At 35.8% G+C, this 19,943-nt stretch carries 19 protein-coding genes and 1 other RNA gene; 19 read left to right on the top strand and 1 reads right to left on the bottom strand.

The features are described 5' to 3' along the window. Positions 1-24: 24 nt before the first annotated feature. The 11 genes from hisS (at position 25) to EUBDOL_RS05455 (ending at position 10,124) form a co-directional block, all read left to right on the top strand. Positions 25-1,341 (top strand): histidine--tRNA ligase, encoded by a 1,317-nt coding sequence (gene hisS, locus EUBDOL_RS05495; protein ID WP_022420098.1) that lies wholly within the window; start codon positions 25-27, stop codon positions 1,339-1,341. Beyond that, positions 1,334-3,076, top strand: coding sequence for an aspartate--tRNA ligase (gene aspS / locus EUBDOL_RS05490; RefSeq protein ID WP_004799415.1), 1,743 nt, complete (start codon positions 1,334-1,336; stop codon positions 3,074-3,076). The genes hisS and aspS overlap by 8 nt, the downstream gene beginning before the upstream one ends. A gap of 233 nt (positions 3,077-3,309) precedes the next feature. Further along, positions 3,310-3,466, top strand: a non-coding RNA gene (gene ssrS / locus EUBDOL_RS11230) — 6S RNA. 62 nt (positions 3,467-3,528) lie between these two features. Then, on the top strand, positions 3,529-4,104 hold the full coding sequence (locus tag EUBDOL_RS05485; RefSeq protein WP_040463247.1) for an HD domain-containing protein: 576 nt from the start codon (positions 3,529-3,531) through the stop codon (positions 4,102-4,104). 247 nt (positions 4,105-4,351) lie between these two features. After that, entirely contained in the window at positions 4,352-5,122 is a 771-nt protein-coding gene (locus EUBDOL_RS05480) for an ABC transporter ATP-binding protein (RefSeq protein WP_040463245.1), read from the top strand. Next, the gene (locus tag EUBDOL_RS05475) at positions 5,112-7,073 is read left to right on the top strand and encodes an FtsX-like permease family protein (protein WP_004799407.1); all 1,962 of its coding nucleotides are present in this window, start codon (positions 5,112-5,114) and stop codon (positions 7,071-7,073) included. Before EUBDOL_RS05480 ends, EUBDOL_RS05475 begins: the two co-directional genes overlap by 11 nt. A gap of 58 nt (positions 7,074-7,131) precedes the next feature. Continuing rightward, positions 7,132-7,533, top strand: a complete 402-nt coding sequence (locus EUBDOL_RS05470; protein WP_004799406.1) for a response regulator — start codon at positions 7,132-7,134, stop codon at positions 7,531-7,533. 202 nt (positions 7,534-7,735) lie between these two features. After that, positions 7,736-8,026: a transposase gene (locus EUBDOL_RS05465; RefSeq protein ID WP_004798671.1), complete on the top strand. Its 291-nt coding sequence runs from the start codon at positions 7,736-7,738 to the stop codon at positions 8,024-8,026. Beyond that, positions 8,023-8,913 (top strand): IS3 family transposase, encoded by an 891-nt coding sequence (locus tag EUBDOL_RS05460; protein ID WP_303395100.1) that lies wholly within the window; start codon positions 8,023-8,025, stop codon positions 8,911-8,913. Before EUBDOL_RS05465 ends, EUBDOL_RS05460 begins: the two co-directional genes overlap by 4 nt. A 51-nt stretch (positions 8,914-8,964) precedes the next feature. Continuing rightward, complete coding sequence (locus EUBDOL_RS11225) at positions 8,965-9,123, top strand: winged helix-turn-helix domain-containing protein (protein WP_083781342.1); 159 nt, start codon at positions 8,965-8,967, stop codon at positions 9,121-9,123. Beyond that, a complete protein-coding gene (locus EUBDOL_RS05455) occupies positions 9,120-10,124 on the top strand; it encodes a sensor histidine kinase (RefSeq protein WP_004799401.1) in 1,005 nt (334 codons plus the stop codon). The genes EUBDOL_RS11225 and EUBDOL_RS05455 overlap by 4 nt, the downstream gene beginning before the upstream one ends. A 134-nt stretch (positions 10,125-10,258) precedes the next feature. Here EUBDOL_RS05455 and EUBDOL_RS05450 read toward each other — a convergent pair whose 3' ends face one another. Then, positions 10,259-11,218: a tRNA lysidine(34) synthetase gene (locus tag EUBDOL_RS05450; RefSeq protein WP_004799399.1), complete on the bottom strand. Its 960-nt coding sequence runs from the start codon at positions 11,216-11,218 to the stop codon at positions 10,259-10,261. 121 nt (positions 11,219-11,339) lie between these two features. Between EUBDOL_RS05450 and truB the strand changes: the two genes are divergently transcribed. The 8 genes from truB (at position 11,340) to EUBDOL_RS05410 (ending at position 19,941) form a co-directional block, all read left to right on the top strand. After that, on the top strand, positions 11,340-12,170 hold the full coding sequence (gene truB / locus EUBDOL_RS05445; RefSeq protein WP_004799397.1) for a tRNA pseudouridine(55) synthase TruB: 831 nt from the start codon (positions 11,340-11,342) through the stop codon (positions 12,168-12,170). A gap of 8 nt (positions 12,171-12,178) precedes the next feature. After that, positions 12,179-13,123, top strand: coding sequence for a bifunctional riboflavin kinase/FAD synthetase (locus EUBDOL_RS05440; RefSeq protein ID WP_022420027.1), 945 nt, complete (start codon positions 12,179-12,181; stop codon positions 13,121-13,123). Further along, the gene (locus tag EUBDOL_RS05435; protein WP_004799394.1) at positions 13,114-14,484 is read left to right on the top strand and encodes a hypothetical protein; all 1,371 of its coding nucleotides are present in this window, start codon (positions 13,114-13,116) and stop codon (positions 14,482-14,484) included. The genes EUBDOL_RS05440 and EUBDOL_RS05435 overlap by 10 nt, the downstream gene beginning before the upstream one ends. A 48-nt stretch (positions 14,485-14,532) precedes the next feature. After that, the gene (locus EUBDOL_RS05430) at positions 14,533-15,036 is read left to right on the top strand and encodes a hypothetical protein (protein ID WP_004799392.1); all 504 of its coding nucleotides are present in this window, start codon (positions 14,533-14,535) and stop codon (positions 15,034-15,036) included. A 382-nt stretch (positions 15,037-15,418) separates the two neighbouring features. After that, positions 15,419-16,018 carry an ATP-binding cassette domain-containing protein gene (locus EUBDOL_RS05425; protein ID WP_040463242.1) on the top strand — a complete coding sequence of 200 codons (600 nt, stop codon included), beginning with the start codon at positions 15,419-15,421 and terminating at the stop codon, positions 16,016-16,018. After that, positions 16,015-18,396: an ABC transporter permease gene (locus tag EUBDOL_RS05420; protein WP_004799386.1), complete on the top strand. Its 2,382-nt coding sequence runs from the start codon at positions 16,015-16,017 to the stop codon at positions 18,394-18,396. The genes EUBDOL_RS05425 and EUBDOL_RS05420 overlap by 4 nt, the downstream gene beginning before the upstream one ends. Before the next feature lie 259 nt (positions 18,397-18,655). Further along, positions 18,656-18,985 (top strand): Asp23/Gls24 family envelope stress response protein, encoded by a 330-nt coding sequence (locus EUBDOL_RS05415; protein WP_004799384.1) that lies wholly within the window; start codon positions 18,656-18,658, stop codon positions 18,983-18,985. A gap of 50 nt (positions 18,986-19,035) precedes the next feature. Beyond that, positions 19,036-19,941 (top strand): 5'-nucleotidase, encoded by a 906-nt coding sequence (locus tag EUBDOL_RS05410; RefSeq protein WP_040463238.1) that lies wholly within the window; start codon positions 19,036-19,038, stop codon positions 19,939-19,941. Positions 19,942-19,943: the final 2 nt, after the last annotated feature.

Below are 19,943 nucleotides of genomic sequence, written 5' to 3'. Positions count from 1 at the left end.
TTTTTTTATATAAGGAGGGATTTTATGAGCTATCAGGTACCAAAGGGAACACAGGATATTCTTCCAAGTGAAATCGGCAAATGGCATCGCTTGGAGGAATTGATACGACAATTTTGTTATGTATATAACTACAAGGAAATTCGTACACCGATTTTCGAACATACGAATGTTTTTAAACGAGGCAATGATTCCAGTGATATGGTCAATAAGGAAATGTATACCTTTCAGTTGGAAAACAGTGCAACCTCATTAACCTTACGACCGGAAGGAACTGCAGGGGTTGCCAGAGCTTTTGTAGAGCATAAACTGTATGGAAATGCGGATTTACCAATGAAAATGTATTATGTCGGACCACAATTTCGCCATGAGCGTCCGCAAAAGGGAAGAATGCGAATCTTTAATCAGTTTGGGGTTGAAGTAATCGGAGCAAAAAGTGCCATGTTAGATGTAGAAGCGATTGCACTAGGTTGGAGCTTTGTTTCTGCATTAGGCTTACAGGATATGAAGGTTCTTATCAATACCTTAGGAGATGATGCATCAAGAGCAGCCTATCGCAAGGCTTTAAAGGAACATTTTAAAGCGGATATTGATACGATGTGTGCGGATTGCAAGCGCCGTTATGAGCAAAATCCATTGCGTATTTTGGATTGCAAGGTAGATAAGGATAAGGACATCATGAAAAATGTACCACGTATGGCAGATTATCTTAATGAAGAATCCAAAGCCTACTTTGATGAAGTATTGGCAGGCTTAGATGCGTTAGGTATTCCTTATGAGGTCGATGATCGTTTGGTGCGTGGTCTTGATTATTATACTCACACAGTGTTTGAAGTGGTTTCGGTCAATAAAGAAATGGGAGCACAATCGACAGTTTTTGCCGGTGGTCGCTATGACGGTCTTGTGGAATATTTCGGTGGACCAACAAGCATGAGCGGAATCGGTTGGGCGATGGGCTTAGAACGTTTGATTCTTGCTTGTGAAGCGGAAGGTATCGAGCTGGCAGATGAAGAAAGCTTAGATGCTTATGTCGTATGTCTTTCATCAAGCGTGCGTAAGCAGGTTTTACAGCTTGTTACACAGCTTCGTGCAGCAGGATACAGCACGGATACGGATTATTTGGATCGCTCCTTTAAGGCACAGTTTAAAACCGTTGCACGTACAAGAGCCAAGGCGGCAATTGTTGTAGGAGAGGACGATATAGAGAAGGGCAGTGTAACAATCAAACGTGTTGCGGATCAAAAAAAGCTAGAGGTTAAGCTAGAGGATATTGTAGAAGGCATGGATACATTGTTTCAGGAGGAAGCATGTAGCTGTCATGAGGAAGGAAGTAAGCATGAATAGAACACATACAAATGGAGAATTGCGTCTAAGCGACGTAAATAAAAAAGTAACCCTTTTGGGATGGGTAGCAAAGCGTAGAAATTTCGGTTCTTTGGTTTTTATTGATTTGCGTGATCGCAGTGGTATTACCCAGCTTGTTTTTGATGAAACAAGCAGTGAAGCAATCAAAGAGGTACGCAATGAGTATATCCTCGAGGTAGAAGGAACGGTACACGAGCGCAAGGATAAAAATCCGAATTTGGAAACCGGAGAGATTGAAGTAGTGGTAGATAAGGTAGAGATTATCAACAGTGCGAAAACGACACCTTTGATTATCGCCGATGAAACCGATGCTTTGGAGGACACCCGTTTAAAATATCGTTATTTGGATTTGCGTCGTCCGATCATGCAAAAGAAGCTTTTGATGCGTCATGCGATTACCAAGAGCTTACGTGGCTATTTAGATGACCATGGTTTTGTGGAAATCGAAACACCGGTCCTTGGAAAATCAACACCGGAGGGAGCTCGTGATTATTTGGTTCCTTCACGTGTTCACCCGGGCTGCTTTTATGCATTGCCACAATCTCCTCAGCTGTTTAAACAGTTGTTGATGATTTCCGGCTTTGAGCGTTATTATCAGTTTGCTCGTTGCTTCCGTGATGAAGATTTACGAGCAGATCGTCAAACCGATTTCACCCAGTTGGATATGGAAATGAGCTTTTTAAGTGATGTGGAAATTCAGACGATGATGGAAGAAATGCTGGCGAAGCTTATGAAAGATGTCAAAGGCTTGGATATTCCGACTCCGTTTTTACGTTTAAGCTATGAGGAAGCGATGAATCGCTATGGAAGCGATAAGCCGGATAATCGCTTTGGTATGGAATTGCAGGAAATTACGGATATCTTTACAGATTGCGGATTTCAGGTATTCAAGGATTGTATCGCAAAGGGTGGTTCAATCAAGGCGGTTGTTGTTCCTGATAAAGCAGATATGACACGCAAGGAAATTGATAAAATTACCGAATTAGCAAAGAAAAACGGTGCAAAGGGACTTGTTACTTTGAAATATATGCATGAGGAAATCAGTGGTTCGATTGTAAAATTCCTAACGGAAAAAGAATTGAATGCGTTAAAGGAAACATTGGCTTTAAAAGAAAACGATTTGATCTTAATTGTGTCTGATGCTTGGGAAACGACATGTAATGTATTAGGAGCATTGCGTAATCATTTCGGAACAGTATTAGGATTGAAGAAAAAAGATGAATTTTCTTTCCTATGGGTTACCGATTTTCCAATGTTTGAATATAGTGAAGAGGACGGACGCTATTATGCTAAACACCATCCATTCACTCGCCCTAAGCAGGAGGATATGAAATATATTGATGAAGATCCGTCAAAGGTTCATGCGATTGCTTATGATGTTGTGTTAAATGGCTATGAGCTAGGTGGAGGCTCTTTACGTATCTATGATTCCAAGATGCAGGAAAAAATGTTTGAAGTCATGGGCTTTACAGAGGAACAAATTCATGAACGCTTCGGCTTCTTTGTAGATGCTTTCCAATATGGTACACCACCTCATGGTGGCTTGGCTTTTGGTTTGGATCGTATTGCGATGATTTTAAGTGAAAGTGATTCCATTCGTGATGTTATCGCCTTCCCGAAAAATGCAAATGCAAAATGTCCGATGAGTGATGCACCTACGCCGGTAGATCCTCAACAGTTGGAGGAGTTACATATTAAAATTGACAATGAATAATAGGTGATAAAAGGCGGTATTTCAAAAGTATCGTCTTTTATCATACTTGCGGCGCTTTAAAAGGTAGAGAAAATACAAAATATTGATTCATATAGGTAAGAATTTCCATGCTTTATGAAGGGAAACTTTTAAGAATACCGCTTGGTTGCCAGGTGCAGCTAACGGATAGCGAGATGAAGCAAAAAATTTTATAAAGTCAAGAGTATTATTTTAGTTTCTACGTGTTATACTATAACTGTCCAGAGGATATAAATTTTTCCTACACTTAGAGATACGGGAGATCGGACGTTGTGCTTTGGTGTGAAAACTTGCTACGCGCAGGGATCCTAAAAATGCACACAGATCACCCACCTGTTCATACAGGGAAAGATCTCTTCCTCTGGATTTTTTTATTTATAAGCGGTTTTTTCCGCTTTTTTCATGATATAATGAGAAAAACGGAGGATTGGGAAATGGACGCTAAAGAACGCTTTGTTAGTTTATATAAACAATACATTAAACGGGAAGGAAGCGAACGGTTACTTGATTACTTGCTTAAGAGTGATTTCTTTACTGCACCTGCCAGCACACGATTTCATGGTGCCTATGCCGGAGGCTTGGTAGAGCATAGTTTAAATGTATTTGATTGTCTAAGTGATTACTTACAACGGGAACGTGTCAAAGAGGTGTATCAGTTATCCTGCGATATGGAAACCGTTGCGATTGTTGCCCTGCTACATGATGTTTGTAAGATTGATTGCTATAAGGAATCTATGCGCAATCAGAAAATCAATGGTACTTGGCAGCAAGTTCCTTATTATGAGTTTGATGATAAAATGCCATACGGGCATGGTGAGAAAAGTGTTTATATTATAAATGGCTTTTTGCGTTTAACACGTGAAGAAGCCTTTGCAATCCGCTATCACATGGGTTTTAGCGGTAGTGAGGAAACAAGAAATGTCGGTGCTGCTTTTGAAATGTATCCATTGGCTTTTGCTTTAAGTACAGCGGATATGGAAGCAACCTATTTCTTAGAGGGAAAGAAATAAGCTATAAAAGACATTTTGTTTAGATTATAGGAGAATCCAAACAGATTTTCTGTTTATTGATGCTTTGTTAGAATCTGCATACGGTTTAAAAAGATGTTGTGAGAATGCTTCCTTGAATCATGATGAGCATTGTCATGACATTTTTATTTTATCTACTTTCAAAACTGTAAGTGTAGCTGCTTAGCAGCCTTGTTATAATTTATGTGTATTCCAAAGTTAATCAATGCGGTGGAAGGGAGCGATTTTAATGGAACATATTTTAAATTTAGAGCAAGTAAAAAAGTATTATGGAAGTAATAGCGGAAATATCACCAAAGCGGTAGATGGTATTTCCATGTATGTAGACAAAGGTGAATTTGTTGCTATTATGGGTGCTAGTGGCTCGGGAAAGACAACACTATTAAATTGCATCTCCACGATTGATACCGTAACGAGTGGACATATTACAGTCAACAATCAAGATATTACCAAAATCAAGGATAAAGATTTTGCGGATTTCAGACGTGAAAATTTAGGTTTTATTTTTCAGGACTTTAATCTTTTGGATACCTTGACAATGGAAGAAAATATTTCGCTGTCCTTGGTTATCAACAAAGCGAACCCTGCCGATATTGAGAAAAGGGTTCATGCTATTGCGGATAAGCTTGGTATTCAAGATATTTTATCAAAATTTCCTTATGAGGTTTCGGGCGGACAAAAACAGCGTTGTGCTTGCGCTAGGGCATTGATCAACGAGCCGAAACTGATCTTAGCAGATGAACCAACGGGGGCTTTGGACTCAAAATCATCAAGATTATTATTGGAAACTATGTCTGACATCAACAAGAAAATGCAGGCTACTATTTTAATGGTAACACATGACCCGTTTAGTGCGTCTTTCTGTGAACGTATTCTGTTCTTAAAAGACGGTAAACTATTCAATGAAATTTTCAGAGGAGAAAAAAGTCGAAAAGATTTCTTCAATGAAATATTGGATATATTAACCTTGCTCGGAGGTGAAGTGGGAAATGTTAGGTAAATTAGCTCTTAGAAATACCAAAAGAAATTTAAAAGATTATTTGATTTATCTGATAACCATTACAATTTCATTTTCACTCATACTGGCATTTAATCTGATAGTAAGTTCTGAGGAAGTTGTAAAGCTATCATCTGGTATGGACTCATTTAAAAATGTTTTAACTTTTGTGAATATTGTTATTGTATTTGTTGTATGTTTCTTGATTAACTATACGACAAGATTTATGTTTGAAAAACGAAGCAAAGAATTGGGGACTTACATGCTTCTTGGAATAAAGAAAAAAGAAATTGCCCGTTTGTTAGTTCTGGAAAATATTTTACTAGGATTTTTGGCATTTGTATTGTCTATTCCTTTAGGGTTTTTGTTCAGTCAGTTTGTATCATTAGTCATTGTAAAAATGTTGGGTATTCCAGAGGTTATATTTATTTCTTTAAATCTTATCTCCATAGGATTGCTTGCAATATATTTTTTGGTAATCTATGTATTAGTTTTGCTTAATCTTTTGAGAAGAATTAGAAACATGACGGTACATGATTTCCTTTATTTTGATAAGCAAAATGAAAAGAAAATGTTCCGTAATGATAAAAAGAGAAATGTTATCTTTATGGTTAGTGCTATACTGGGGATTTTCTCACTTCTGCTTTGGAACTCACGTTGCAGTTTTGAAAATTTCAGTGATGAGTCTACCATGACTTATTTAATGATTTGTGTGATTATGTTAATAATCAGTATTTATGGTATTTCTGCAACTTGTGCTGATATGTTATTATCAATTCTGCTAAAAAGTAAAAAAATGAAATATCAAAAAGATAATCTCTTTGTTACAAGAACTTTTGCGTCGAAGGCAAGAACGATGAATTTTACGTTTGGGACGCTTTCCATGCTATGTCTGAATTTTTCTAGTATCAATAAAGGTGTGTATAAGAGCAGTATAGAGCAGACTGCACCGTATGATGTGCATGTCTTTGACCCAAAACAACCATTTGATGACTTTAATGAATATGTAGCTGTGATTGATGAAGATTATACAATTAATAAAACCTTTGAATATAATGTTTATAAAGATTCAAATCATCAATTACAAAGTCTTTATGGAGACGAACAATTTTATAAATTTGATCCAGTAATGAAGTTAAGTGATTACAATACCTTATTGAAATTAAGAGGAATGGATACAATAGAGTTAAAAGAGAATGAGTATTTTCTTTTAACTGATAGTCAATCACTTTATATAGTTGAAGATAACAATGATATAAAAAATCTTAAAATTTCTAATAGAGATTTACATTTAAAAGGAATTGACACAAAATCTTTTTGGCTTAGCATGACAAGTAGAGGCAGATTTATAGCTGTTATTCCTGATGAATATGTGGAAGGATTGGAAATATTAGAAGAACACTTAATCGTTGATACAAAAGAGGAAACGACTGCAAAATTAGAAGAAAAGTTAGCAACGGAATTAAATCATTTATTGGTAGTAGAAGATGAAGGTGGAACAACACATAATGAATATTATAGAGTATCCATAAGAGGTACTGTTATAGAAGAACAAAATACTATGACTGCTATTATGGCAAGTATCTGCTTATATATTGCTTTTATTTTAATCTCTGCTGTTGGAACAATTCTTGCTATTCAATCATTAAGTGATTCTACAAAGTACAAATATCGTTATCAAACATTGCAAAGATTAGGTGTAAATGATAAATCTTTATTTAAAACAATCAGAAAACAATTGTTGATATTATTTGGTGTTCCGGTTGTTTATTCGATTCTTGCAAGTTTCTGTATGTTAGCTTCACTTAACAATGTTTATAAAGTCCTTTTGGCAAATGAATTTATTTACTTGTTCTATTTCATAGGTGGTTTGGCAATTTTCTTCTTCGTTTACGGAATTTATTGGATAGCAACCTATATCGGTTTCAAACGAAATATCAATGAGGAGAGTTAGAATTATCTAGCTCTCCTATTATGAATTTTATATAATAAGGTGTAAAGGAAGTGAGAAAATGAAAATAGCGATTATCGAAGATGATGAAATCACTCGTTTGGAGCTTTCTAAGCTATTGCGCACACAAGGCTACGAAACGCTTTTATTAACTGATTTTGAAAAGCTGATAGAGGAATTAAGAAAATATAGCGTAGACTTAGTCTTGCTTGATATTAATCTGCCGTATGAAAATGGTTATGAAGTATGTAGGAAAATAAAACAAGTCATGTCAGTACCGATTATCTTTGTAACTAGCAGAGATACAAATGCCGATGAATTAAAAAGTATTCAAGCCGGTGGAATTGACTTTATCACTAAGCCGTACGACACGCTTATTCTGCTTGAAAAGATCAAGCGTGCATTGAAACTATCAAACCTGAACAATTTCCGTAAGCTTGTGAAAAAAGGGCTGCACTCTTGATTTACATTTATCTGTTTTGAAATATCAGGAGCAAAGCATTGAACTGACAAGAAATGAATTTCGTATTTTGTATTACTTCTTTATGAATGAAGATAAAATTATTGATGCTAGAATAAAAACCGTATCAGTTAAATGTGAGAGTTAAAGCATCTTATGGTATACTGTCATAAATTATTAACACAGAAAGAAGAGGAATTTAATTATGGCTAAACCTACATTTACAGATGAATTTAAACAAGGAGTTGTTCAGTATGTACTTGATCATCCTGATGAATCTAAACTTTCTATTGCTAAACGTTTTGACATTGCTGACAGTACTGTTCATAAATGGGTGAAAGATGCTGATAAAAATAATGGTACTATTGTTTCCAGAGGTTCTGGTAATTTCTCTAGTGATGAAGCTAAAGAAATTGCTCGTTTGCGTAAGGAGCTTAAAGATACACAGGATGCGCTTGATGTCTTAAAAAAGGCTATTGGCATACTGGGAAAATAACGAAACAGGAACTTTATTATCAAATCAAAATAAAAAAGCAGAATGATAATAATGCTTCGATTTCCGGTATGCTCGATAAACTTAATGTCAGTAAATCAGGATATTATGATTATGTTAACAGAAAACCTTCTAAACAAAAAGTTAGAAAACAAGAACTCAGTAAAAAAATAAAAGCAATTCATGAAGAATCACATGAAATTTATGGAGCACCGAAAATAACTGTAAAACTGAATCAGTCAGGAATAAAAGTCAGCGAAAAATATGTGGGCAATATTATGCGTGAGATGGGTATTAAAGCCCATTATATCAGACCATGCACAATAACCACTAAGGACAGTGATTTTTCATCAAAACTGAAGAATATTCTAAAACGTAATTTCAATCCTGAAAAGCCGAATTCAGCCTGGTGTACAGATATAACCTATATTTGGACACAGGAAGAAGGATTTGTGTATCTGACAAGTATAATGGATTTATACTCAAGAAAAATAATAGCCTGGAAACTAACAAAAACAATGGAAGTAGAGGAAGTATTAAAATGTCTGGAAGAAGCAAAAAGGAGGAGAAAAACAGATAATCCGGTAGTAATACACAGTGACAGAGGTGTTCAATTCACATCAAAAAAATACTATAATCTAACGGTAGGAATGATCGGCAGTTACTCTAAAAAAGGGAATCCATGGGATAATGCATGCATAGAATCATTTCATGCATTGATAAAAAGAGAATGGCTAAACAGAAAAAAGATAAATGACTATTCAGAAGCTTATCAGATGGTATTTGAATACATAGAAGGATTTTACAATACAGTAAGAATACATTCTCATTGTGATTACCAATCTCCAAACAAATATGAAAAAAACTACTACCAGAATAATTTAAACTAAAAATTGAAAATTCTTATATTTTAGTTGTCCGAAATCTTGACATAGTACCATATCGGTAAGGAAGAGCTGCTCGAAAAGCTATGGAATGATAGATATTATTTAGATGAGAATGTATTATTGGTTAATATGACCCGTCTAAAGAAGAAAATGAAGGAAATCGGAATCGTTCATTTATTAGAGAATATACGCGGAAAGGGTTGGAAGCTATGAGTTTTTTTACATACTTAGAAGAAAAAATAACAGAGCTATTGTTTCAGCTTTTCTTTCTTTCCTTGGTTTCAGTTGTTTTACTTTTCTATGGTGTAGACATGCTGTTTGTTGTATTGCTTATAATTGTGTTCATCAGCATACAAGGACTTTTGGAGTGGTGCATGTATCAAAAGAAGCGAAGTGCATCAAGACAGATTATTGACTTAGTAGATGGATTACAAGAAGCTTACTATATTGCAGATATTTTACCAAAGCCAAAGGAATTTCAAAATGAAGCCTATTATTATGCACTAAAAAAAGCTTGTAAAGCTATGAATGATGAAATCAGTAGAATCACAGAGGAAAAGCAAGCGTATCAAGACTATGTGGAAGGCTTTGCGCATGAAATCAAAATACCGATTGGTGCTTTGTCCTTGACGTTTGACAATATGAAAAATTATTCGTTAAAAAAAGAAACCGATAAGATATTTCAATTGGTGGAACAAATGCTCTACTATGCAAGAAGCGAAAACACGGAAAAAGACTATTTTGTAAAACAATTATACTTAGATGAAGTAATCCATAAGGTTATTTTGAAGTTTCGTTATTCGCTTATGGAGCATAAAGTAACGATTGATATTCGAGATATTGAGAAGATCGTTTATACTGATGAAAAATGGCTGATTTTTATTTTATCTCAAATCATGCAAAATGCGATCAAATATTTTGATAAGCAGGAAAACAAGCTTACGATATACAGTCAGGATAACGAAACCAATATTTTGCTTATGATTGAGGATAACGGCTGTGGAATCGAAGCATCGGATATATCCCGCGTGTTTGAAAAGGGGTTTACCGGTTCAAACAGAAACAAAGCAAATGCAATGGGTATGGGGCTGTATCTATCAAAAAGGCTGTGTGATAGATTAGGATTGCATTTGGATATTGCTTCTAAAGAAAAGGAATATACAAGATTGATAATTACATTTCCCAAAGGTACGGTTCATAACTTTTCGAAATAATTTGAAAAATCATGAATTTGGATAATATTTGTAAAAGCTATATTGGTTGTTTATGTGTATGATTTGTATAGGATTCTTTTAAATCAAAAGATTTAGAAAGAAAATATAAAAAAATCGAGAATTAATCCCGATTTTTATAAATCCAATTCTGCTTTGATGCTTTCCATATAGTCATGAAGCGTTAGCTGTTTGGATAACAGCCTATCTGCGTCGCTATGTGGTATTTTTTTGTGATGTCGCAAATCCGGAAGTTGCTTTGGTGAATAGATCAAAAAGAAATGTCTGCCACGCTGACCAAGCTGTAAATCCTGCTCCTCCAATAAAATTTGCATGGGCTTATCATGATTGCGCTTTGCGACACGTGCTGTGGTTTTATGCCATAGCTCTACTTGTTCTTCATTGGAAAGCATATTTTGGAAATTATAGCGTGCCATCGGATATTTTTTATAAAATTCATGAAGCATCTCCTTCATTTCCTGACGCTGTGTAAAGCCATCGTTTGGACAGGTGCTTTCTACATAAGGAATATTATTTTTTTGTTGGGCAATGAGAATATCCTCTTCGAATGCATAAATCAATGGACGAATGAAAGTGATATCGGTTCTTGACATATACATTTTCGGTAAAAAGACAGCAAGCTTACCGCCGAAAATAGCATTCATCAGTAGGGTTTCAACCGCATCATCACTGTGATGGCCAAACGCGACCTTATGACAGTTGAATTGCTTAGCAGCTTCGATAACGGTTGCTTTTTTAAATTTACTGCAAAGACTGCATTTGATGTTGCCATTCGCATCGGGGTGCTTTTGTAAGATTTCATATACCTTGGAATCAATGATATGAAATTCAATGCCGAGCTGTTCACAATACGATACGACCTCTCGAAAATCCATGTTTGGAAAACCAAGCTTTATATGAATGCCGACAACCTGAAAATTTTTACCTTTAAATTTTGAATACATGTGTAAGGCACTTAGTAAAACCATACTATCCTTGCCACCACTTACACCGACAGCAATACGATCGCCATCTGCGATTAAATCATAATCGATATCCGCTCTGCGAATACTACGTAAAATTGTTTGTAAATCCATGCGACACACTCCTTAAGGCACTTATTATAGCATAAGTCATACAATTATGGAAAGTTGTGTGATTTGTTATTCTAGTAGGCTAAAAGTAAGATTTATAGTATAATGGGAAAGGTGATTAAAAATGGACGGAGTTTTATTGATTCGCAAAGAAGCGGAAATGACATCACACGATGTGGTTGCCCGCTTGCGGCATATATTGAAAACTAAAAAAATCGGTCATAGCGGTACATTGGACCCGAATGCGACCGGGGTACTTTTGGTGTTGATTGGACGAGCCTGTAAGGTACTGCCGTTTCTTGAGGATACGGATAAGGAATACATAGCGGAATTGGAATTGGGTAAGCAAACCCTCGGTGATGATATTTGGAGCGAGGTTTTAGCGGAAAAAGAAATTACTCCGATTATCGATTTGCAAGCGCTGTTACATACCTTTTTAGGAAAACAAAAGCAACTTCCGCCAATGCTTTCCAGTATTAAAGTAAATGGGAAAAAGTTGTATGAATATGCACGAAACAAGGAAGCGGTAGAGGTGCCTATGCGCGATGTTACTTTTTACGAGCTAGAAGTTTTAGATGAAGAAAGCATGCGCTTTCGAGTTGCTTGCAGCAGTGGTACCTATATTCGTTCACTTTGTCGCGATGTTGCGCAAGCAAGTGGAAATCTAGGCTGTATGAAATCACTGGTTCGAACAAAGGTCGGTCGTTTTTCCTTGGCGGACTGTGTAACGTTGGAAGATGTCGAAGCAGGACATTTTTCCTTACATAGTGTGGCAGAGGTGTTGGCGCATTTGCCACAAATTACTTATGAACCGATGAAGGATATTTATAATGGAAAGCACGTACGATTGGATTGTAAGGAAGATAGGGCTGTTATTATGGATCACCTAGAGGCAGTTGCTATCTATGAAAGAGACCATGGAAATGTGTTTCGTTGTGTGCGTGGATTGTGGTAGGTGAAACTATGGAAATAATACATTTTGATTTACGACACCCGATACAGCCGGATACTCCTTTGGTGGCATGTATTGGGTATTTTGATGGCTTGCATGTAGGGCATCGACAGCTGATAACTCATGTGCTTGCTCATGCCAAGGCTCAAAATGCCAAACCGGCATTGATTACTTTTGAGCCGGATCCATGGGCGGTAATCAAGCAAATGGACGATCTGGAGCATTTAACGCCGATGCATAAGCGTATCGAAATTGCCGAAGAATTAGGAATTGAAACATGGATCATTCTTACTTTTGAAAAGGATATGCAGCAGTTGCGTGTTGAGGATTTTCATGAACTTGTTTTAAAGCCGTTGAAGCTAAAAACCTTAGTATGCGGCTATGATTTTCATTACGGCTATCGGGGTGAGGGAAATAGCGAAAGTCTTAAAAAACAACCATATTTTACAGTTGATGTTGTGGCGCAAGTTAGCAGCGATGCAAAGAAGATCAGTTCCTCTCGAATCGAAGAACTTTTGCGACAAGGAAACATCGAGCAGGCAAATGTATTTTTACAGCGCCCCTATGAATTGGAGGGGATTGTTGTTAAAGGAAATCAATTCGGACGAAGGTATGGATTTCCGACTGCCAATTTAAAGCTAAGCTATCGCTATGTTATTCCGGCAGGCGGTGTTTATATCGGAGAGGTGAAGGTGCAAGGACGATGGTATGAGGCGATTATCAATATCGGGCATAATCCGACCTATAATTATCAAAAGAATATTTCTATCGAAGCACATTTGTTGGATTTTGATACGACTATTTATGAACAGAGGGTTATCTTTCGTTTCCTAAGCTATTTACGCAAAGAAGAAAAATTTTCTGATGCGCAGGCTTTGCAAAGACAGCTTGCACAGGATAAGCAAGTCGCAAGAAAGTATTTTCAAGAAAGAGTAGGTGAGGTTTTGTGCGATTAAAGGTATTTGATACAATTGATGATACGTTACGGCTTTTGGATTCCAATATGCCCTTGTATCGTGAGGCGGTAGAAGAAATTCATGATTATTTGAAATATTTATTTGTCGGACAGGACATGATCGTTGATATGAATTCTCGTATCAAATCGAAGGAAAGTCTACGGGAAAAGATTATTCGCAATCGTTTTTATGTGGAAAACGATACCGCTCAGCAAATTCTCGATCATTTAAGCGATTTGATTGGCTTTATTATCGAATGTCGTTTTATCGAAGATGAATTTCATGTTTTAAAGCATTTACGTGAAACCCTGAATCAAAAAAATGCAGAGGACGGTTATTATTATCATGAACAGAATCCAAATTTCTTTTTAGATGTGCAATCCCGCCAACCGCAAATTCAAAAGAACGGCTTTGCCATTTATCGAATAGATGGATATTATTTGAAAAATGGACATAAAATCAATGTCGAATTACAAATCAAGGCCTTGGTACACTCCTTTTGGGGAGATATCGAGCATAAGTTGGTATATAAAAATACCAATTATTATGTATATGATGATTTTATGAAGGAACTGTTAGGCTCTATCAAAGCCAATTTAACACTGACGGATCATCAGCTGAAAATTATCTATGATCAAATGCAAGAGGAATCACGACTTGATACCGGAATTACCGAAAATTCCTTTGAACAACTGATTTCAAAAGAAATTAACGATTTGTTTGCTTTAAAGCTAAATGAAAGCATTGGCTTCACTTTGAATTTAAAAAAGACATCAGCGATTTTAGGACATTATATTTTTATTAAGGATATTCGCTATGACGGAGGAAACAATGATCGTATCTCCGCATTGTTTCGCACCTTTCGAAAAATGAATGCTATAAAAATGGATTTTGAAAACGAAATCGAAATGGACGCAAATTTCCATTCCCAAGATATTTTCATTCATACACTAGGAAATCATTTGATATCTGTTCTAAATAAGGATTACGATTGGTTTGTGTTTTTTAAGATGCTGTTTGCTATCGAGCCGGGAAATAATATGGAGGATTTTACACTGTTCTTAAATGTTATTAAGAATTATTTGGTAGATAATTATTGGCTCAATACCAGCTTCTTAAAACTTCCGATGGAGGAGGCGGAACTGGTGCATAATGAATGCGCAAAGATCCTAGCGGTTTCTTTGTGTGAAATCGGTCGGATTGATATTATTCATGATGATAAGATGATTGCCATCAACAAAGCCTTTGTTACATTTATTGAGGAATTGGAAACACGAGTCATTTCATATCATGATTTTATGCAGTATCAGCAGGCTTATTATGAAGAATGGCTAAATCGTTTGAAGGAAATCTTTTCTTAGGTATAGGAAAAGCTCTCTTTGCATAGTATGTAGCAAGGAGGGCTTTTTATGAATAAACAAGCACTTGCATTTTTAACGATGTTTTCCTTTGTTCTTATGCTATCTGTATATTATGTAACCTTACCAGACGATCAGGTTACCGCTTCGATTCAAAATACCAGTGAAAAAGAAGTGGCAAAAACGAAGGATACATCAGAAAATCAAAAGCAGGAGGATCCAGTTGGTAAGTTGCAGGAAACCATCAATCAAAAGCTAGAGGTAGAATATAATAAGCAAAGTGAAAGTGTTGCTGATGAAAACGCAAGTGAGGAAGTAAAGAAGCAGGCAATTGCCGCAATGGACGATGTTGAAAAACGAAAACAGATGCAAGAGGAAATCGTTAAAAAATTGGAAGAATCCGGTTATAAATGTGCAGTGGAAATCAAGGATACAACCTGTATTGTAAATGTTTTTGAGCCGAAGGAATCCAAAGAGGTCGCAAAGGATATTTTAATTAAAACCAGCAGTATTACAAACAATGCCTATTTTGTGGAGGTTACTTTTAAGAAATAGCGACTTTTATAAATTGCATATTGTTTTTAATGATGAGCGAATGATGGTTGCTCATCGTTTTTTATATTCAGATAAAAATATAGAGGCGAGAGGAAATATGTTTGAAAGTATGTACTTAAGTTAATGTATTGATGAATATTAAGGAAATAATTGACTGCTATTTGTTTTATGTTTTATAATATAAACAGGAAGATAGTTACGCTTTCATTATCACAATATATACTAAAAACAATAATCTAATTAAACTTTCGTATTTATAATTTTGAATAATCGGTCATGTAATCTTTAAGATAGGCGGTTATTTCTTCGCAAAGTAACACCTATCTTTTATACTAATTATGATAGAGGGAAGAAGGTACTGATATGATTGAACTAAAAAAACATTACGATTGAAACAAGACACCCGATTTTAACGAATGTAGACTATACATTTCATGATGATATCATATACGGTGTCGTTGCGGAAAACGGAACGGGGAAAACAACGCTCTTTCGTACGATGGTAAATTTATTACATGCAAAGGGCGGAGAGGTTCTTTTTGATGGTGTCGATGCGGAAAAGAAAATGCAGGATATTTTCTATTTTGAAAGTGTGGAATGGCTTGATAAGAACCTAAGCGGCTTAGATTATCTTCGCTTTGTGAAGAATACATGGAAATCCGATGTAGACATCAATCAGATCATTGAGGAATGGGATATGGGCGGCTATATCAAGATACCGACAAGGAAATATTCTCTAGGTATGAAACAGCGATTGGTTATTGGCTTATATCTGGTAAGTGATGCGAAATATTTGATCATGGACGAAATCACGAACGGACTTGACGAGGATAATCGTAAGCATTTCTTCCAACAGATCTTAAACCTAAAAAAACAAGGCAAAACGATTTTATTATCTTCCCATTATAAAGACGAGATTGTTGCATATTGCGATACCGTTCTGCAAATACATGACCGTACGCTTATTGAGGTAAAGGCATGAATTTCTTTACTTTTTTAATCAAAAAGAATGGGAAGAAGAAGCTTAATATAATCTTATTGTTGTTGGTGATTTTTTTTATTACTTTCATGTATAAAGGTGAAATAAATGTTGCTTATACATTTGAAAATACAGAAAATCGTGAACAAGAGTTAGCAGGCATAGAGCAGAGTATAAAAGGTTCTGAAGAATGGCTTGATACGTATGAAAAAGGCTCTGAAACATACAACCTTATATCAAAACAATTAGATATACTGCAAAAGGAAAAGAAATATCACGAAATACGTTCACAGAGTCTGTTAGATCGAGATTGGAAAAGTTATTATGAAGCTGATGCTAAACTAATAGATCTTGGCGTCGAATTTAATGAATCGGTAGGACATATTGATGAAGAAATGAATGATGTGAATAGAGTAAATAAAAAGTTTGCATTGTATATGGCAGAAAACGGATCATATTTTGAAACACGTTTCGGTTCTATTCATGGGTTTTCTTTTTTAGTAGATATGATTAATAATTATTTTCCGCTCATCTTTGCTATCTTGATTGTTTTTCTTGCCTCTAATCTGTATTGTTCTTCTTATGTAGATCGCATTGATGTGCATAAGACCTTACCGCTAAGCAAATTTAAAAAGCTAGGTTCAAAAATGTTAGCTAATGTAGCTTTGGGGTTTGGACTGTTTATATTTTTTGCTACCTTCATCTTGTTATATGCCGGTGTGATCGAAGGCATCGGAACGATACATTCACCTGTTTTAACTTATACATTAAAGGGAGATGATGTGTATGTTTCCTTCATGACATTACTTCCACAATTAGCATTGCTTGGAACTTTAGTTGTTCTATTCATCATAAATACAGTTTCTGTTATTTCTACTTTCTTAAAGAGAAATATCGTATGTTTACTTTTCTCTTTGGCGGTGATTCTAGGTGGTATGTGGGTTACAACCAACATTGTTCCATTGTATGATGTAGCACACTTGTTCCCGACAACCTATTTTAATTCCTTACAGGTAATCAGCGGAGAGATGATGTTCACGTTAGGAAATGCCAATATCAATTTCATAAACGGTGTTATTGTGCTTACTATAAGCAACCTTGTGTTAATGGCAGCATACTATTTCTTCTGTGATTTCTCATGGAAGAAAAAAGAGAAAGTCATGGTTGTTTCCAATGAATCAAAAGAAACCTATCACAATGATAAAGCAACGAAAGGAATATGGGGATATATCAAGTTCACGAGCAAGCGGGTATTATGCAGAAAGTCCAACATCGTGATGATACTACTTACGGTTGTTGTGGCAGTTGTATTCCTTTTGATGAATATGGGGAATCAATCAAAATTAGAAGAAACAATAAAAGGACAGATCATAAACAATGAAAAATATATACAAGAGGTGCAAAAAGAACAGTCAGAGCATAAGAAAGGCAGTGCTGAATATATAAATTATGGGAATCTAATAAAAGATTCTAAAAATGATAATGAAGATTACAAAAAAGTGTTAAGCAGTATTGAAAAAGAGGATTGGGAAACAGTCTATACTCTCTATCCTAAGATATTGGAAAAACAAATAACTGATTTAAAGCATAACGAAAGCGAAAATATAGATGGTATTCAATTCTTCCAACAACAGATTGCTTATTTCGAATATTTACAAGAGCATGATCTTGCATACGAGAACATAGACTTCCCAATCTATGGTTTAAGCTTTACCACATCGCTTACTAAGCTCATTTTACCAATCATTCTTACGATTTGTTGCATCTATCTTTTAGCGCAGTTCTTTACTTTAGATTATGTAAAGGGATTGGACATCAGTGTTTTATATCCTTTACAAAGCAAAAAGACCTTTTTAACGAAACTTATGCTTGGCATCGTATTTACGGTTGCCATGTATTCCGTATTGTTACTTTCTATTCTTTTGATTACAACCCTATTTACAGGCAATGCTGGACTACAACAGCCGTTCATGCTTCAAAACAGTGAAGGAGTATGGCAAGCGGTAAGCATGATTAGTATGTTCAAGAAGTGGTTCTTCCTTGGTGTTTTATTTACGATCAACTTAAGTATTTTCGTATATATACTATCGTTCTTGATACGAGAAGATATGTTTGTGCTTATTACCGCATTGCTAGTAATTTTGGGATTTGTATATTTACCGAAGTTAGTCAGAGGCATAGCACAGTATGCACATCTGTTCCCTACGACCTATATGGACAGTGTCAATGTGGCAGATGGCTTCCTTGCACAGCAATACGGCAATACAAGCATTAGTATATCCACCGGTATATCGGTTTTATTAGTTTCTATTGTTGTGCAATTCATCATTTGTATTATTTTAAACAATGCATATAAGCTTAGAAAGATAAGAAAGAGATAATACAGCTATCTACAAGCTTCCGCCATATCGGTGGAGGCTTTTGTTTTGTATGATTTTGATGATAAATTGTAAATAATTAAAAATAGAATAAAAGGTTTATAAGATTTTAAATATTACTTGATAAGTATAATAGATAACCGATGTCATCGGAATATATTTTAATATATGAAAGCTATTTATAGCTTGGAAAATATTTATTTAAGTTACTTTCAAATCCTCCTTTTTTTTGATATAATAGCAATAGAAAGCGAGTGATAATATGGCGCAGGAATATATAGTATTAAAAGACAATAACAAGATTGGTGTAATAGCTTTGAACAAATCGGCTTTTCAGACAATTGCGAAAAATGTGATTGAAGAGGACGAACGTTTAAAGTTAGCGGAGAGCAATGCTCCTTTCAAGTATGCGATTACTTGTAAGATTGTGAATGATCAGCTGTTGTTGAGTGCTGATGTGAAAGTGAATTATAATGCAAACGTGAATCAAGTTTGTGTAGACGTGCAAGGCAAGATCTTTGAAAATATTGAACATATGACCGGATATACACCAGATATGATTGATATCCGTGTTGTCGGCTTTATATTTTAAGAGAAATCCTTACGGGTTTCTTTTTTCGTTTTTTGAAAGGGTGTGATGGTTTGGGATTGAATCTAAAGGATTATCTTGTTGTCGGAATTTCTTCGCGGGCATTGTTTGATTTAGATGAAGAAAATCGAATTTATGAGGAGCAGGGATTGGCGGCATACAGTGAATATCAAATTGCTCATGAAGATGAGGTGCTGGCACCTGGAAGTGGTTTTGCGTTGGTTAAAGCATTGTTGAATTTGAATACGATTAGTGATAAACGCTATGTTGAGGTTATCATAATGTCAAGAAATAGTGCGGATACCAGCCTTCGTATTTTTCATTCTATTGAGCATTACGGCTTGGATATATCACGTGCAGTGCTAAGTGGTGGCAGCTCCTTATCCAATTATTTGGAAGCCTTTGATGTCGATTTGTTTTTATCTGCCGACAGCCATGATGTAGAGCAGGCGATTAACAGTGGTTTTGCGGCAGGACGTATTTATACCGATCCGATTCTTAACTACGATCCAAAGCATCAAATCGACCAGATTCGTATTGCTTTCGATGGAGATGCGGTTTTGTTTAGTGATGATTCCGAAAAGATCTATCAGCAAAAGGGACTTTCCGCTTTCGTACAAAATGAAAAGGAAAATGCTCGCAACAATTTAAACAAAGGACCGTTTGCGCAGTTTTTAAAAACCATTTCTGATTTGCAGAAAAATTTTGATGAAACAAATTCACCGATTCGTACAGCATTGGTTACGGCTCGTAACGCACCTGCTCACGAACGGGTCATTCGTACACTGCGTGCTTGGAATGTACGCATTGATGAAGCTTTTTTCCTTGGTGGAATCACCAAGAAAGATGTGTTAAAGGCATTTGATCCGCATATTTTTTTCGACGATCAGCCAACGCATGCCAAACCGGCAAGTGAGGTTGTGCCAAGTGCACAGGTGCCTTATAAAAATATAAATTAACA

The sequence above is a fragment of the Amedibacillus dolichus DSM 3991 genome, assembly GCF_000154285.1.
GTDB classification, from domain to species: domain Bacteria; phylum Bacillota_I; class Bacilli_A; order Erysipelotrichales; family Erysipelotrichaceae; genus Amedibacillus; species Amedibacillus dolichus.
This window is presented reverse-complemented; position numbering and strand designations above follow the sequence as displayed.

Bases quoted from the DNA above. Each gene is read 5' to 3' on its own strand.
- hisS (WP_022420098.1), top strand. From the start codon at position 25: ATGAGCTATCAGGTACCAAAGGGAACACAGGATATTCTTCCAAGTGAA.
- EUBDOL_RS05455 (WP_004799401.1), top strand. From the start codon at position 9,120: ATGAGTTTTTTTACATACTTAGAAGAAAAAATAACAGAGCTATTGTTT.
- EUBDOL_RS05465 (WP_004798671.1), top strand. From the start codon at position 7,736: ATGGCTAAACCTACATTTACAGATGAATTTAAACAAGGAGTTGTTCAG.
- EUBDOL_RS05450 (WP_004799399.1), bottom strand. From the start codon at position 11,218: ATGGATTTACAAACAATTTTACGTAGTATTCGCAGAGCGGATATCGAT.
- EUBDOL_RS05475 (WP_004799407.1), top strand. From the start codon at position 5,112: ATGTTAGGTAAATTAGCTCTTAGAAATACCAAAAGAAATTTAAAAGAT.
- EUBDOL_RS05470 (WP_004799406.1), top strand. From the start codon at position 7,132: ATGAAAATAGCGATTATCGAAGATGATGAAATCACTCGTTTGGAGCTT.
- EUBDOL_RS05485 (WP_040463247.1), top strand. From the start codon at position 3,529: ATGGACGCTAAAGAACGCTTTGTTAGTTTATATAAACAATACATTAAA.
- truB (WP_004799397.1), top strand. From the start codon at position 11,340: ATGGACGGAGTTTTATTGATTCGCAAAGAAGCGGAAATGACATCACAC.
- EUBDOL_RS05430 (WP_004799392.1), top strand. From the start codon at position 14,533: ATGAATAAACAAGCACTTGCATTTTTAACGATGTTTTCCTTTGTTCTT.
- EUBDOL_RS05440 (WP_022420027.1), top strand. From the start codon at position 12,179: ATGGAAATAATACATTTTGATTTACGACACCCGATACAGCCGGATACT.
- EUBDOL_RS05415 (WP_004799384.1), top strand. From the start codon at position 18,656: ATGGCGCAGGAATATATAGTATTAAAAGACAATAACAAGATTGGTGTA.
- EUBDOL_RS05480 (WP_040463245.1), top strand. From the start codon at position 4,352: ATGGAACATATTTTAAATTTAGAGCAAGTAAAAAAGTATTATGGAAGT.
- EUBDOL_RS05420 (WP_004799386.1), top strand. From the start codon at position 16,015: ATGAATTTCTTTACTTTTTTAATCAAAAAGAATGGGAAGAAGAAGCTT.
- aspS (WP_004799415.1), top strand. From the start codon at position 1,334: ATGAATAGAACACATACAAATGGAGAATTGCGTCTAAGCGACGTAAAT.